Source organism: Streptomyces lycii (assembly GCF_009735685.1).
GTDB lineage: Bacteria > Actinomycetota > Actinomycetes > Streptomycetales > Streptomycetaceae > Streptomyces > Streptomyces lycii.
The window spans coordinates 1-15,168 of the sequence record NZ_WHPN01000290.1 but is presented as its reverse complement, the minus strand read 5'-3'; the positions used below and the strand labels follow the sequence as shown (position 1 = coordinate 15,168).

The following is a 15,168-nucleotide window of genomic DNA, read 5'->3' as shown; positions in this document are numbered from 1 at the left end:
CGGTCTCCCTCATCCAACTCTGCGGTCTCCCTCATGCCGCTCTCAGCACGGCCTGTGACGCTCGAACCGGACAGCAGGCCGCACATCCTGTGCGCGGAGAGAGAAGAAGGAGAAGGAGAATGGCGAATTCCGACAAGTGGCGGCGCGCGTTACGCCGGACCGTGGCCGCACTCGGCGGTGCGGGCGTCCTCATGAGCGGCATGGGCACCGCCACCGCGGCCGAGCCGGACACCGGGGCGGCGCGGGCCGACGGGGGCGCGCCGTACTGCGTACTTCAGCCGGACGGCGGCGAGCGGTGCTATGCGGACGAGGGCGCCGCCTTCCGCGCGGCCGCGGAACTCGGCACCGGGCGGCCGGGGACCGGGGTGCTCAACAAGGGCGACTGCCCGGACAAGTATCTGTGTCTCTGGGACGACGCGAACTTCGTCACCAGCAAGGGCATGCGGAAATACGTGACCGCGGGGACGCACTTCCTGTCCTCCGACAACGCCGACGACTGGGCGAACAGCGTCTTCAACAACCGGAAGGACCCCGTGGGCCTGGTGGACTCCGACTGCCACATCGGGGGCGCCGACTACATCACGTACATCCTCCCGGGCGGGCACTCGGTCGATCAGCTCAGCAACACGAACCACCCGTGCGGCGGCAGCTGGAACAACAAGATCGACGCCGTGGTCCTCTGACCGCGGGCCGTCCCGGGCAAGGGCTCGTGGCCGGTGGTCGCCGCGCGAGCGTGTCCGGAGGGCGCCGGACCGGTCCGGCGCCCTCCGGGTCCGGGCGGCCGCGGGGGCCGCCACGGTGTGCGGATGTGCGGGTGTTCCGATGTGCGGGTGTTCCGGTGTGCAGTGTGTGGTGTGCGTCGGTCGGTGGTCGGTGGTCGGTGGTCGGTGTTCGTCGGTCGGTGGTCAGTTGCAGTCCTCGCCGGAGTTGATGCAGTTCACCGCCTCCGCCATCAGGCCCTCCGACATGACGTTGATGAAGTCGCCGTGGTCGGTGATCGGCTTGTGCAGCTGCTCCGGGAAGGAGTCGACGGCGAAGTTCGGGCCCTCCGGCACGTCGTACACGATCCGCTGGACCAGCTTGGGCACCGCCACGAAGCCGTTGTCGCAGCCTCCTTGCTCGTTCTCGAAGTCCATGTGCGTGCGGTGGTTGGCGCTGTCCGTGTTCTGGCCGTCCCAGCAGCTCTGGAAGGTGAACGTGCGGACCACCTGGCTGCCCGAGGGGCACAGCGGGTACTTGTCCGCCAGCTGCCGGTCCTCGAATCCCGTGCAGCTCCAGGACGCGTTGGCGTTCGCGTCGCCGTTGGTGAACGACTTCGCGTCACCGGTGATGATGCGCAGGAAGCGCGGCATCTCGACGACCTCGCCCTGCGGGCTGCCCTGGAATTCCAGGGTCACCTCGGCGGGCTGGATGATCTTGCCGACATTGCCGTCCTGGCCGCCGCCCGGCTCGTTGACATCCGCCTCGTCACCGGCCGTCAGATCGCGCAGCACCGGCCAGTAGTAGGTCGACTGGTCCTCCTGGTTCTCGCAGCTCGTCTCGCCGGCGGCGAGGCTCTCGTCGCTGGAGAAGGCGTTGGTGTCCTGGTTGCCCACGTAGTCGTGCATGTGGTGGGCGCCGTTGGCCACGCCGGGCGCCGCGATCACGTTGTCCGAGTTGAACTTGCCGTTCTCGTTGACGCCGCAGCTGGTGGTGAAGGTCCCGGTGGAGGCGTTGCCCTGGGCCTCCGGGTCCTCGACGTTCGGCTCGACGGACTCGATGTTCACGAAGTCCTCGGGCGAGGGACCGGTGGCCGGGGGCTCCTCGCCGCCCTCGCCCTCGCCACCGCCCTGGCCGCCGTTCTCTCCCTCGCCCTGGCCGCCGTCCTGGCCGCCGTCCTGGCCGTCACCACCGCCGTCGCCCTCCCCGTCGCCGGGGCGCGGAGTGCCGCCGTCCTTCATCCCGCACCGGGCGAGTTTCTCCAGGCCGACCGGGTTCTGGCCGGCCCGCTCCAGGGCGGTTCTGATGCGTTCGATGGTGGCGCGCCGCTTCTCGGACAGCGGGCCGAGGACGGAGTTCTGCGTCCAGCCGCGGTCCTGCGCCGCGGCCGCCCGGTTCCGTACGAGGCGCTCGTACGCCTCGCCGATCTGGGAGTCGAGCGCGGCGAGATTGCGGTCCACTTCCTGCCGGGACCGCTTCGGCACCCTCTGCAGCCGGTCCACGACTTCCGGACAGGCGATGGTCGATGCTCGTTGTGCAGCCGCTCCTTCCCGGCGGTTGTCGTCGTCCGAGGAGGTGCCGGCCGAGGCGTAGACATTGACCGCAGCTAGCCCGCCGCCTCCCAACAGGAGAGCTGCCGCCGCCGCAACCGTCCTGTTCATCAAGGGGGAACGCTTGTGTGTCTTGGGCTTCATGGGCTCCGGTACGCATCCGGAACCCGTCGTGTTCACCGGATCCGCGAATGTTTACCCGGGGACTGCCCGTGCTCGCCGCGGTCCAGATAGGCCAGCACCGCCATGACCCGGCGGTTGTCGTCGTCGGAGGGCGGCAGGCCGAGTTTCGCGAAGATGTTGGAGGTGTGCTTGGCGACCGCCCGCTCGGTGACCACGAGCCGGTCCGCGATGGCCGCGTTCGACCGGCCCTGCGCCATCAGTTCCATGACGTCCCGTTCGCGCGGAGTGAGACCGCCCATCGGTTCGTCCCGGGAACGCCGGGAGAGCAGCTGCGAGATCACCTGCGGGTCCATCGCCGTGCCGCCGGCCGCCACCCGCCGTACCGCGTCGACGAACTGCTCCGCGTCGAACACCCGGTCCTTCAGCAGATACCCCACGCCCCCGGTGCCGTCCGCGAGCAACTCGCGCGCGTACAGCTGTTCGACGTGCTGGGAGAGGACGAGCACCGGCAGCCCCGGAGAAGCCCGGCGCGCCGCCAGCGCGCACTGCAGCCCCTCGTCGGAGAACGACGGCGGGAGCCGGACGTCGACCACCGCGACGTCCGGCTTCTGCTCGGCGAGCGCCCGGGTCAGCTCCGGCCCGCTCTCCACGGCGGCCGCGATCTCGAAGTCGTACGCCTCCAGCATCCGGACCAGGCCGTCTCTCAGGAGGAAGAGGTCTTCTGCGAGGACAACACGCACGGAATCTCCATCGTCACCATGGTCGGACCGCCCGCCGGGCTGCTGACGGCGAGGATTCCGTCGAATGTACCGAGCCGCCGCTCCACCCCCGCCAGGCCACCGCCCTCCCGGCCGGTCACCGCGCCGCCGCGGCCGTTGTCGGTGACCGACATGCGCAGCATCCCCGCCGCCGCGTCGTGGTGCAGGTCCACCCAGACCCGGTCGGCGCCCGAGTGCTTCGCCGCGTTCGTCAGCACCTCGCTGACCGCGAAGTACGCGGCCGCCTCCACCGGCGCCTCCGCCCGGCCCGGCAGATCGGCCTGTACGTCGACCGTCAGCGGCATGCGCAGCGCCAGCGCCCGTATCGCGTCGGCCGGCCCGCGCTCCGCCAGCACCGGCGGATGAATGCCCCGCACCAGGTCGCGCAGCTCGGCCAGCGCCTCCGCCGAGGACGCGCGGGCAGCGGCGAGCAGCTTCCTGGCCTGCGCCGGGTCCTTCTCGATCAGCGCCTCGACCGTGCCGAGGTTCATGCCCATCGCCACCAGCCGGGCCTGCGCCCCGTCGTGCAGGTCGCGTTCGATGCGGCGCAGTTCGGCGGCCGAGGTGTCGACCGCGTCGTGCCGGGTCTCGGTGAGCCGCTCGACCCGCCGGGCCAGCACGTCCTTCGGCGGCGCCAGCACCGCGCCGGCCAGCCGGAAGTGCAGCCGGAGCAGCAGCGGATTGACGTACAGCGCGGCCGCGAAGATCACCGCGCCGAGGGCGGCCGCCGCGAGACCGGAGGCCTGGCCCTCGATCGGGACGAAGCCGTACCAGTAACCACCGCTGAACGCCCGCCACAGACCGGCGGCGATCACCAGCCCCTCCAGCGGATAGAACACCAGCGCGGCCGGCAGCAGCGCGGTGACGGCACCCGCTGTCATGTCGACCGGCAGCCACAGCAGATCCCGCCAGGTCGCCGGGTCCTTCAGCAGCAGGACGCAGCGCTCCACCAGGCCGGTCACGCCCTCGCGCGGATCCGCCGGGGCGGGCCGGTAGCCGGCGGGCACCCGCACCCCCGCCCACTCGTACGCCACCACCCGCCGCCAGTTCGCGAACGCGCGCACCGCGGTCAGCACCGCCGGCGTGGTGAACACGCCCACGCCCAGCACGATGAGGACGACCGACACCACCGACATCACGAACAGCGTGACCGACCCGGCCAGCGACACCACGGTGAGCGCCAGCCCCCGCACCCCCGCCAGCAGTGCTTCCCGCACTCTCGTCCTCATCGGGCACTCCCCGTATCCACTCCGCGCACCCGCTCCCCGGGCACGGCACCAGTCTGGCGGGCGGCACGGACAGGGGCACTGGGTTCCACCCCCGGAGCCGGGGTGTACCCAGCACCACCTCGCGCCGGGCGAGGAGGAAAAGGGGCGGCTGCCGGGTCCGGCGGGGCGGTACGCGGCTGGGGACGGCTTGGCCGGGTGGTGGCGGGGTCCCGGGCGCTTGCGGGTCCGGGCCGCTGCGGGTCCGGGTGGCTGCGGGTCCGGCTTTTCGCGGGGGCGGGGACTCGGCGTGGGCCGTGCCCGTCGTGGGCGGGCGGCGCTTGTGATGGGGAGTTCTCCGGCGGAGCGCAGGCGGTCCCGGCCGCTGCGGGGCCGGGTGGCTGCGGGTCCGGGTGGATTCGCGCCCGGCTTCCGCGGGGGCCGGGGCGGCTCCGTGCGGATGAGAGTCCGGGTGGCTCCGGGCTCGGCTTCCGCGGGGGCCGGGGCGGCTCGGTTCGCCGCGACCCGGGGGCGGAATCGGCTCCGGACCGGCCGTCGCGGACCGGGCAGAGCCGGACAAGCGGCCCGCCCGGGCCGCAAGCCGGACGTTCCGCCGACCTGCCGTGGCGGCCACCGCCCGGGTGGCAGCATGTGGCCACCATGACGGCAGCCGGGTCGCTGACGCGCCTCCTCCGGGCCGCGCTCTTCGCGGCGGTGTCCGTCGTACTCGCCGCCGCGGGCCATGCGGCGATGTCCGGCGGCGACATTCCGCTGCCCGCGCTGCTGGCCGCGTTCGGCGCCACCGGCGGTCTCGCCTGGCTCGCGGGCGGCCGCCGGCGCGGGGTGCGCTCCATCGCCGGGACCCTGCTGCTGGTGCAGGGCACGCTGCATGTGATCTTCACCGACGGGCAGGGCGCCCTGCGGCCCGGCCGGCCCACGCCGCTGCGCGACACCTGGGCCGCCATGCACGCCGCCGGCACCCCGTACGCGCCGCACGGTGCCGGAGCGATGCCCCCCGCGGCCCTGGAACAGCTGCACTCCGGCGCGTCCCGGGCGGCCCCGGCCGCGGGCCACCCGTCGGGCGGCGCCTCCGCCGTCCTCGGCGAACTCACCGGCGCCGCCGCCTCGCACACCGGCCACGCCACCCCGGCCATGCTCACCGCCCACCTGTTCGCCGCGCTCTGCTGCGCGCTGTGGCTGTGGCAGGGCGAGGCCGCCTTCTTCCGGCTGCTGCGCTGCCTCGGCGCGCTCGCCCTCGTACCCCTGCGGCGCCTCCTCCGTACCGCCCTGGCCGCCGCGTCCGGCGGGGACGCCACCGCGGAACCGGTGAGGCCGGCGGACGGGACACCCGCCGTACGGCTGCGGGGCGCGCTGCTCGCCCATGTGCTCTCCCGCCGCGGCCCGCCGCGTGCCGTGACGACCCGTGCCGGCACGCCCGGCACCGTCCTCCGGTTCGCCTGACGGGCCGGCGGGCGGAGCCGGCGTGACCGCACGCGGGTCCGCCGGACGGGCGGACCCGCGGACCTTCAGGCCGCCTCGACCGCCGCCCGGCGGACGTGTCCGCCCGGCCGCTCGGCCGGACCGCGTCCCCCGGGGCAGGCGGCGGGCCCGGCGCGCGCGCCCGTACCCGTACCGGCGTACGCGCACCGGGAGACCACCCGCACGCTCCGGCGCGCCGGGCGGCCTGACCTCCCGCCCCCGAGCCGCGCCCGGAACCCGGGCCGACGGCCGACACCGAAGCGAGGCACCCCCGTGTCCATCGACGACCCCGCGCAACCGCGCCCCGCGCGATCGCGGTCCACGCGTCCGCAGTCCGCCAATCCGCAGTCCCCGCATCCGGAGCCCGTACAAGCGGAGCCCGTACAAGCACCTCCCGCCGAACCGCAGGCCCCGGGACCGCAGGCCGCAGAACCGAAGACGGCCCGCCGTCCGGACGGTTCACCGGCCGCGGGCCCGGCCGCCGGTCAAGCCGCCGCCCCGGCAGTCCCCGGGCCCGCCACCGAACCGGCACCGCCCGAGCCCGACGAGGGCGCCGCCGGAGCCACCCACGAGAGCGCCGCCGGAGCCACCCGCGAGAGCGACACCGAGAGCGACACCGAGAGCGCCGCCGAAGCCGCCGCCGGGTCCGGCGGTCCCGGGGCGCGGGCCCGTACGCTGCGTCCGGCCGTGCTGCGGCTGCACTTCTACGCCGGTCTGCTCATCGCCCCGTTCCTGCTGGTCGCCGCGGTCACCGGCTTTCTCTACGCGGCCTCGTACCAGATCGAGAAAGTCGTCTACGCCGACGAGCTGACCGTCCCCGTCCCCGGCAACCCGAACCCCGCCCCGCTCTCCGCGCAGGTCGAGGCGGCCGTCGCCGCCCACCCCGGCAAACCCGTGACGCAGGTGTGGCCGTCCGCGGAGGACGACGCGACGACCCGGGTGCTGCTCGCCGACCCCGCACTGGGCACGAGCGAGTCCCTGGCCGTCTTCGTCGACCCGTACACCGCCGAGGTGCGCGGCGACCTCGTGAGCTACGGCAGTTCCGGAGCGCTGCCCGTGCGCGCCTGGATATCGGAGCTGCACCGGCATCTGCACCTCGGGGAGCCCGGCCGCTTCTACAGCGAACTGGCCGCCAGCTGGCTGTGGGTGGTGGCCCTCGGCGGGCTGTTCCTGTGGCTGCGGCGCCGGCGCGCGACCCGGGGACCGCTGCCGCCGGTCCGGGGACTGCTGCTTCCGGAACGGGGGCTGCGCGGCCGCAGGCGATCGCTGTCCTGGCACGGCTCGGTCGGCATCTGGGCCGTGCTCGGCCTGCTGTTCCTGTCCGCGACCGGACTGACCTGGTCCAAGTACGCGGGCGCGAACATCGGCGAGCTGCGCGAACAACTGCGCGGCGCCACCCCCGCGGTCACCGCCACCGTCGAGCCGGGCGGGTCCGGCGGCGGCGGGCACGAAGGGCACGAGGGGCACGGCGAGGCCCACGGCGAGAGCGGCCACCGGCCCGGTGCGGGCGCGGACATCGGCCTCGACCGGCTGCTGGACATCGCCGCGGAACAGCGGCTGGACGGCCCCGTGGTGATCACCGTGCCCGCCGAGGAGAACGGGGCGTACGTCGTCACCGAGAACGACAAGCAGTGGCCCGTGCACCTCGACGCGGTCTCCGTGCACCCGATGACCGGCGAGGTGGTGGACACGCTCGCCTTCGCCGATTTCCCGGTGCTCGCCCAGCTCAGCCGGTTCGGCATCGACGCCCACATGGGCCTCTTCCTCGGGCTGCCCAACCAGCTGCTGCTGATGGCGCTGGCGACCGGGCTCGTCGTGCTGATCGTGCTCGGCTACCGCATGTGGTGGCAGCGCCGGCCCACCCGGGACACCGGCTTCCGCGCCGCCCGGCCGCCGGCGGCGCGCGGTGCCTGGCGGAAGGCACCGGTGCATCTGCTGCTGCCGCTGCTCGCGGTGGCGGCCGTCGTGGGCTGGTATCTGCCGCTGTTCGGGTGGGGCCTGCTGCTGTTCCTGGCCGTGGACGCGGTGCGGGCGGCGGTGGCCCGCCGGCGCGACGGCACGCTCGCGCCGGGCGACCGCGCGGGCTGAGGACCGGGCGGCCGTACGTGAGGACCGGGCGACCGTACGCCGCACGAACCGAGGCCCGGCGACCTCACGGACTGACGCCCGGCGGTCGTACGGGCTGAGGCTCGGCGGGTCGTACGGGCTGCCGCACGGGTCGAGGCACGGGCGCGCGGCGGGGCCGGTGGCCGGGGTTGCGACCCGGTCACCGGCCCGGTCGTGACGGGCACGGACGGCGGGCGCCGGCAGTCCGGCCGGGCGCGTCCGGTAACCGCTTGTGCGGGCCGCCGGTTCCGGGCATCGTCGGGCCGGGACCGACGATGATCGTGTCCCGTGGCGGTCGTCGCGGCGCGGCGGCCGCGTCGGTGACGGCGGCGAAGGGAACTTCTGGAATGCGTATCGGACTGCTCGGTACCGGCCCGTGGGCCGCGCGGGTGCACGCGCCCGCGCTGGCCGCCCACCCGGACGTGACGCTCACCGGCGTCTGGGGCCGCAGGCCCGGGGCGGCCGCCCAGCTCGCGGCGGCCAACGGCACCCGGGCGTACGACGATCCCGACGCGCTTTTCGCCGACGTGGACGCCGTCTCGATCGCCCTGCCGCCGGACGTCCAGGCGCCGCTGGCCGCGCGCGCCGCGGCGGCCGGCTGCCATCTGCTGCTGGACAAGCCCGTCGCCACCACCGCCGGGGACGCGCACCGGATCGCCGCCGCGGCCGGGCGCGGCGCGGTCGCGTCCGTGGTCTTCTTCACCGTCCGCCACGACCCTGCCCCGGAGACGTGGATCACCGAACAGGCCGCGAAGGGCGGCTGGTTCACGGCCCACGCCGACTGGGTCGCCTCGCTCTTCGCCGACGGCAGCCCGCCCGGCCCGTTCACCGAGTCGCCGTGGCGGCGGGAGCGGGGCGCCCTCTGGGACGTCGGGCCGCACGCGCTGTCGGTGCTGCTGCCCGCGCTCGGCGACGTCACCGGGCCCGACGCGGTACGGGCCGTCCGCGGCCCCGGGGACACCGTGCAACTGGTGCTGCGGCACACCGGCGGCGCCACCAGCACGGCCACCCTCAGCCTGACCGCGCCCGCGGCGGCGGCCGGCGCCGGCGTCGAACTGCGCGGCGAGCACGGGGTGACCACGCTGCCCGACGGCGGGATCGGCCCGGAGGCCGCCTTCGCCCGGGCCGTCGACGCGCTGCTGGACTCGGTGCGCACGGGCGAGCCGCACCCGTGCGACATCCGCTTCGGGGTGCGGGTGACGGAGATCCTGGAGGCGGCGGAGGCGGACCTGGCGCGCGGCCCCGCGACGGCGGGCTGACGGCGCGTGTCCGGCACGTGCCGCCGAAGCCCTTCCCCCGGCTCCTGAAACCCTGCCGAGGCCATTCCCGTGGCCCGTTCCCGAAGCCCCATTCCGAGGCCCGGCCGGAAGCAAGCCCTTGCCCGGCGGCCTTCAGGCGGCCCCACGACGGCGGTTCACGGCCGTTCCGGCGGCCTCGCGACGGCGGTTCACGGCCGTTCAGGCGGCCTCGCGACGGCGGCCCGGGGCGCGGCCCGGGGCCGTTCCGGCGGTCTCACGACTGCGGCACCCGGGGCCGTTCCGGTGTCCGCCCCGCACAAACGACGGGCGCCCGCCGCGCTGTCAGGGCATGTGCGCGAGCGGGCGCCCGGGCGGGCGGGGAGGCCGGTGGAGCACTGCGGGACTGCGGGACTGCGAGGGCTCCGGGGACTGCGAGGACTCCGGGGACTCCGGGGACTGCGAGGGCTCCGGGGCGGCCGTGCTCCGCCGGCCTCCCCGCCCCGACGGCCCGGGATCAGACCTGGCCGGCCTTCTCCAGCGCGGAGCAGCAGGTGTCGACCATCAGCCGGGTCACCACGTACGGGTCGACGTTGGCGTTCGGCCGCCGGTCCTCGATGTAGCCCTTCTTCTCCACGCCCACCTGCCACGGGATGCGGACCGAGGCGCCGCGGTCGGAGACGCCGTAGCTGTACTCGTTCCACGGGGCGGTCTCGTGCAGACCGGTGAGCCGGGCCTCGATGCCGGTGCCGTAGTTCTTCACGTGCACCAGCGGCTTGTCGCCGTCGCCGAGCGCCTCACAGGCGGTGATGATCGGCTCGTAGCCCTCGCGCATCGCCCTGGTGGAGAAGTTGGTGTGCGCCCCGGCGCCGTTCCAGTCGCCCTTGGCCGGCTTGGCGTCGAGCGTCGCGGAGACGCCGAACTCCTCGGCCGTGCGGTAGAGCAGCCAGCGGGCCACCCACATGTGGTCCGATACCTCCAGCGGCGACAGCGGGCCGACCTGGAACTCCCACTGGCCCGGCATGACCTCGGCGTTGATGCCGGACAGGCCGAGGCCCGCGGCGAGGCAGTTGTCGAGGTGCTTCTCGACGATCTCGCGGCCGAAGATCTCGTCGGCGCCGACACCGCAGTAGTAGCCGCCCTGCGGGGCCGGATAGCCGTTCTCCGGGAAGCCGAGGGGGCGGCTGCCGGCGAAGAACGTGTACTCCTGCTCGATGCCGAAAACCGGCTCCTGCCCCGCGAACTTCTCGGCCACCGGGCGCAGCAGGGCGCGGGTGTTCGAGGGGTGCGGCGTCATGTCGGTGTGCAGCACCTCGCACAGCACGAGGATGTGGTCGCCGCCGCGGATCGGGTCCGGGCAACGGAACACGGGCTGCAGGACGAGGTCGGAGGAGTGGCCCTGGGCCTGGTTGGTGCTGGACCCGTCGAAGCCCCAGACCGGCGGCTCGGCACCGTCGGCCAGGATCTTCGTCTTGGAACGGAGCTTCGCGGTCGGCTCCGTCCCGTCGATCCAGATGTATTCGGCCTTGAAGGTCACGGGTGGTCCCCCTCTTACGGGTGCGGACAGCTGCGGGTGCGTCGGGGTCGCGGGGGCCGGGCCGGGTCTCTGCCCCGTCGGCCGGCCCCGGCCACCACTCGCCGCAGCATCGCAATCGGCCGTTTCCCGACCGTTGCCCGTGTGTAAAGCGGGCGTGTCGGCGGCGGCCCGAATGTGTCGCCCGTGCTACGTCCCGGCCACCGCCGGGCGGCTCCGCGTGTGCGGCCCCGGCCCCGTGGGAGCCGGGGCCGGGGCCGGAGTGCCTGTCCGGGCCGGGTCAGGGACCGGTGCGGCCGTCGATCCGCTCCCGGATGAGGTCGGCGTGGCCGTTGTGGCGCGCGTACTCCTCGATCATGTGGTTGTAGATCCAGCGCAGGTTGACCGGGCCGCTCACGAGGTTGCCCGGGATGTCCGGCAGTTGCCCGGTGTCCTCCAGGCTGCGCACGGCGCAGATCTCCCGGGCGCGCTCGATCTCCGCGTGCCAGCGGGCGAACGCCTCCTCGCGGCTCAGGTCCTCGGACAGCCGGAACCCGCCGTCCGTGTCCTTCATGTCCGGATCCGTGCCGTGGACCGGGGGTACGTCCTCGCCGGTCAGGATCCGCCGGAACCAGTTCCGCTCGATCTCCGCCATGTGCTGCACGAGCCCGAGCAGCGTCATCGCGGACGGCGGCACGGAGGCCTCCCGCAGTTGCTTTTCCGTCAGTCCTTCGCACTTGCTCGCGAGCGTGGCCCGGTGAAACTCCAGCCACGTTTCGAGCCCGGTGCGCTCGTCGGCCGTCAGCGGCGGTATGGGGCGGTCGAAGTTGGTCATGCCGTGCATCCTTTCGTGCCGGAGGCTTCCCGATGGACGGATTCGATCAGGTACGGCTGTGAACCAGCGACCGGGAAGCCTCAGAAGATTATTTGTAAACAGAGTGAATCCATGTCTCGTCAGACCGGTGAAAGGCTAATAGAGTCACGGTCCCGGCTGAGCGGTCGGCCACAAGGGGTGTGGGGGGAGACCGCCCGGGGGAGGGGCCAAACAGCATGACCAGACGACCCGGTGGGCTGATCGGGACCTGGGCGGAGATCCAGCGACAGCAGCAGCGCCAGCAAGAAGCACAGCAGCGAGCCTGGGCCCAGCATCAGCGAACGGAAGAACGACGGCAGCGGGCCGCGGAACGAGCCGCCGCGCGTGCGCAGCGGGAACAACAGGCCGCGTACCGGCAGAGGCGTGAAGCCGATGCCCGCCAACGCACGGAGGAACTGGATCAGAGGGTCGAACGGCTCCGCAGTCTTCTGGTGGAAGGGTGTGCCGCTCCGATCTTCTCGACGGCCGCACTGCTCCGGCCGGAACAAGTGGAACCGTTCGCACCTGGACAACTGGCCACTCCGATCCGGATGCCTGATCCGGCCGCGTACCAGCCTCAGTCCGGAGGCTGGGGTTTCGGGACGAGTCGGCAGGCACATGAGCAGGCGCGGTTGCGGTACGAGCAGGACTGGCGCCAGGCACAGGCGGCGGAGGCCCACAGACAGAGCCAACTCGAGGCCTACCGGCAGCAGTACCAGCGGTGGGCCGAGCAGCAGTTGGCTGAGATCAGACAGCACAACGCAGGTGTCGAGGAACTGGCCGTCGCACTGCGCAACAAGGACCAGCAGGCCGTGGTGGAGTTCTTCACAGCGGCGTTGTACGCCTCGCAGGGTTGGCCGGAAGGGTTTCCCCGGCAGGTCTCGGCGTCGTACGACCCGGCACAGCGACAGTTGGTCCTGGACTGGGAGCTGCCGGCGTATGCCGTCGTGCCCGACGTGTCGGCGGTGCGGTACATGCCCGGTGCCGACCGTGACAAGGAGACCCAGCGGCCTGCGACGGAACGGCGTGAACTGTACCGAGAGGTGCTGGCCCAGAGCGTGCTGCTGGCCTTGCACGATCTTTTCTCCGCCGATCGGTTCGAAGTGCTCTGCTCCGTCGCGCTCAACGGCTTCGTGAACGACACCGACCCGGCGACCGGCAGGCCTGTGCAGATCTGCCTCGCTACGGTGATGACCACCCGCGAGGGGTTCGACCGCCTCGACCTGACCCAGGTCTGCGCGCCGGACTGCCTGGTCGAGGGACTGCGAGGAGAGCTGTCCCAGCGCCCGGACCGGCGCAGGGCGGTGCGCCCCGCAAGGCGTCCGGAGGATGCCGGGCGGACTGTGGTGTCCCATGGCGGAGAGGAGGACCCGGACCTGTTCGCCATGGACCCGATCGAGTTCGAGGAACTCGTCGCGGAGTTGTTCCGCTCCATGGGGATGCAGGCTGTGACGACACAGCGCTCCAACGACGGGGGTGTGGACGTGGACGCTCTTGACCCTGATCCCATCCGAGGCGGCAAGATCGTCGTTCAGGTGAAGCGATACCGCAACACCGTTCCGCCGAGTGCGGTGCGGGATCTGTACGGCACGGTGCAGGACGCCGGGGCGAACAAAGGCATCCTGATCACCACCTCCCGTTTCGGTCCCGGCGCGCACACCTTCGCCAACGGGAAACCACTCACCCTGATCGCGGGCGACGAACTGGTGGGGCTGCTGGGCCGCGGTGGTCTCCGGGGACGCCTGGGCGGAACGGCGCCGGATTCGAGGCCCGGCAGGAGCACCGCGGTCGATGGTGACGGAGGACGGCTGGCTGCGTCACCGGAGCATGCGGCGTCTTCCCGCGCAACGGCGGAAACGGACTCGGCAGGCGAAGACGAACTGGACCAGACCAGTGTGCTCGGGATGACGTGGCGCGGGTCCGTCGTCGTGGACGTGTGCGCTCTCAGCTGCCGTGGCAACCGGGTGGTCTCGGAGGAGGAGTTCGTTTTCTACAACAATCGCCGAAACCCTGGCGGCAGCGTCCGCATGATGCCGGGTACGGGCACGGACCGAGCCGCGATCTGGGTCCGGTTCGACCGGTTGCCGGCCGAGGCGGACCGATTGGTACTCGTTGCCGCGGTTGATCCGGAGACCGACCCGGAAGCGGACCTCGCCGGATTCACCCATGCTTCCATCAGGCTGTCGGATCCGTCGGGCACGGAGGCCGAGGCGTTGGAAGTGTCCGATGGACGGCCGGGCGAGAAGGCGCTGGTTCTCGGAGCCTTCCGGAGGCGCTCCAACGGTGACTGGCAGTTCGTCCCCGGCGGCAAGGGATACCCGGGCGGTCTGCTCGCACTGGTCGAGGAGTACGGGATCGAAGTCCGGTAGGCGGTAGGTGGGGCGGCACCGAGATCGTTCCGGGAACGACGTGGATGCCGACCACGGTGCATGGCCGGGCGGGCACGCCCCGATACTGACGGACGACGGACGACGGACGACGGACGACGGACGACGGACGACGGACGACGGACGCTGACGGGCGTACGGGCGTACCGACGTACCCACGTACCGACGTACCCGCGTACGGGCGGACCCGCGGACCCGCGTACGGACACGGGCGCACGGCCCACGGGCGGACACCCGCGTACGGGGCGGCGTGCGCGGGGTGGGGCGGCCCCGACGGGCGGGGCCGCCCCGAGGCCCGGCCGTGCCGCCACACGGCCGGGCCGTTCAGGGGCCGGAGCGTTCACGGGCTCGGCGGGCGGGGCCGAGCCGGTCACCTCCGGCACGGGCCGGACCGCGGGCTCAGCCGGACGCCTGCGCGCCGGAGTCCAGGCCGAAGAACGTGACGGCCCGGGCCGCCATGCCGCTCTGCGGCAGGTTGTGGCCGGCGCCCTGGATGCTGATGGCTTCGACGGGTGTCTGGTCGCCGGTGCCGCCGTAGCGGGTGCGGGTCCAGCCGGACTGCGGGGTGTCGGTGGAGTCGGGGGTCCGGCTCAGTCCGTGGACGTTGGTCCACTGGTCGATCTGCTCGGTGAAGTTCGGGTAGCGCAGGGTGTCGTCGTTGGTGCCGTGCCAGATCTGCATGCGGGGCCGTTCGCCGCTGTATCCGGGGTACGCGGCGCGCGCCAGGTCGCCCCACTGCTGCGGTGTCCGGTCGACGGTGCCGCCTGCGCAGGCGCTGTTCCAGCCGGAGCCGTCGTTGTTGGCGAAGCAGCTGTGGGGTACGCCGGCGAAGGCGGCGCCGGCTTGGAAGACGTCGGGGTAGTTGCCGAGGAGGACGTTGGTCATCATGGCGCCGGAGGAGGCGCCGGTGGCGTAGATCCGGTCGGGGTCGGCGTTGTGGTGTTGTTCGACGTGGCGGACCATGGAGCGGATGCCGACGGGGTCGCTGCCGCCGTCGCGTTCGAGGGCCTGGGCGGAGGAGACGTCGAAGCACTGGCCGCTGCGGGTGGCGGAGGGGTAGACGACGATGAATCCGTGGCGGTCGGCGAGGGAGGCGAACTCGGTGCCGGAGAAGAAGCCGGGTCCGGTGCCGGTGCAGTAGTGCACGGCGACGAGGACGGCCGGGTTCTCGGGGACGTTGTCCGGTACGTACAGGTGCATGCGCAGGTTGCTGGGGTTGTCGCCGAAGTTGGTGACCTCGGTCAGCTGCGCGGCCGGAGC

Annotated in this window: 11 protein-coding genes; 5 read left to right on the top strand and 6 right to left on the bottom strand. The window is 73.0% G+C overall.

All coding sequences use genetic code 11. The features are described from left to right. Positions 1–119 precede the first annotated feature (119 nt). The gene (locus GCU69_RS15795) at positions 120–683 is read left to right on the top strand and encodes a peptidase inhibitor family I36 protein (RefSeq protein WP_156206397.1); all 564 of its coding nucleotides are present in this window, start codon (positions 120–122) and stop codon (positions 681–683) included. Between the two features lie 222 nt (positions 684–905). Here GCU69_RS15795 and GCU69_RS15790 read toward each other — a convergent pair whose 3' ends face one another. From GCU69_RS15790 to GCU69_RS15780, 3 genes are all read right to left on the bottom strand, one after another. Beyond that, positions 906–2,360 carry a DUF1996 domain-containing protein gene (locus GCU69_RS15790; RefSeq protein WP_235978502.1) on the bottom strand — a complete coding sequence of 485 codons (1,455 nt, stop codon included), beginning with the start codon at positions 2,358–2,360 and terminating at the stop codon, positions 906–908. Between the two features lie 65 nt (positions 2,361–2,425). Continuing rightward, positions 2,426–3,112, bottom strand: a complete 687-nt coding sequence (locus GCU69_RS15785; RefSeq protein WP_098751590.1) for a LuxR C-terminal-related transcriptional regulator — start codon at positions 3,110–3,112, stop codon at positions 2,426–2,428. Then, complete coding sequence (locus tag GCU69_RS15780) at positions 3,076–4,359, bottom strand: sensor histidine kinase (RefSeq protein ID WP_098751589.1); 1,284 nt, start codon at positions 4,357–4,359, stop codon at positions 3,076–3,078. The genes GCU69_RS15785 and GCU69_RS15780 overlap by 37 nt, the downstream gene beginning before the upstream one ends. Positions 4,360–4,995: 636 nt before the next feature. Between GCU69_RS15780 and GCU69_RS15775 the strand changes: the two genes are divergently transcribed. From GCU69_RS15775 to GCU69_RS15765, 3 genes are all read left to right on the top strand, one after another. Further along, positions 4,996–5,796: a hypothetical protein gene (locus GCU69_RS15775; RefSeq protein ID WP_156206396.1), complete on the top strand. Its 801-nt coding sequence runs from the start codon at positions 4,996–4,998 to the stop codon at positions 5,794–5,796. Between the two features lie 291 nt (positions 5,797–6,087). Further along, positions 6,088–7,902, top strand: coding sequence for a PepSY-associated TM helix domain-containing protein (locus GCU69_RS15770; protein WP_328629999.1), 1,815 nt, complete (start codon positions 6,088–6,090; stop codon positions 7,900–7,902). A gap of 365 nt (positions 7,903–8,267) precedes the next feature. Beyond that, positions 8,268–9,179, top strand: a complete 912-nt coding sequence (locus GCU69_RS15765; protein ID WP_156206395.1) for a Gfo/Idh/MocA family protein — start codon at positions 8,268–8,270, stop codon at positions 9,177–9,179. A 493-nt stretch (positions 9,180–9,672) separates the two neighbouring features. On the opposite strand, the gene glnII is transcribed toward GCU69_RS15765, so the two are convergent. After that, entirely contained in the window at positions 9,673–10,692 is a 1,020-nt protein-coding gene (gene glnII / locus GCU69_RS15760) for a glutamine synthetase (RefSeq protein WP_156206394.1), read from the bottom strand. A 277-nt stretch (positions 10,693–10,969) separates the two neighbouring features. Continuing rightward, on the bottom strand, positions 10,970–11,503 hold the full coding sequence (locus tag GCU69_RS15755) for a DinB family protein (RefSeq protein ID WP_098751581.1): 534 nt from the start codon (positions 11,501–11,503) through the stop codon (positions 10,970–10,972). Between the two features lie 215 nt (positions 11,504–11,718). On the opposite strand from GCU69_RS15755, the gene GCU69_RS15750 reads away from it, so the two are divergent. Beyond that, complete coding sequence (locus tag GCU69_RS15750) at positions 11,719–13,890, top strand: restriction endonuclease (RefSeq protein WP_176604586.1); 2,172 nt, start codon at positions 11,719–11,721, stop codon at positions 13,888–13,890. Positions 13,891–14,307: 417 nt separating this feature from the next. Here GCU69_RS15750 and GCU69_RS15745 read toward each other — a convergent pair. Continuing rightward, positions 14,308–15,168 (bottom strand): extracellular catalytic domain type 1 short-chain-length polyhydroxyalkanoate depolymerase (locus tag GCU69_RS15745; protein ID WP_156206393.1); only part of this gene is annotated, 861 nt, incomplete at its 5' end.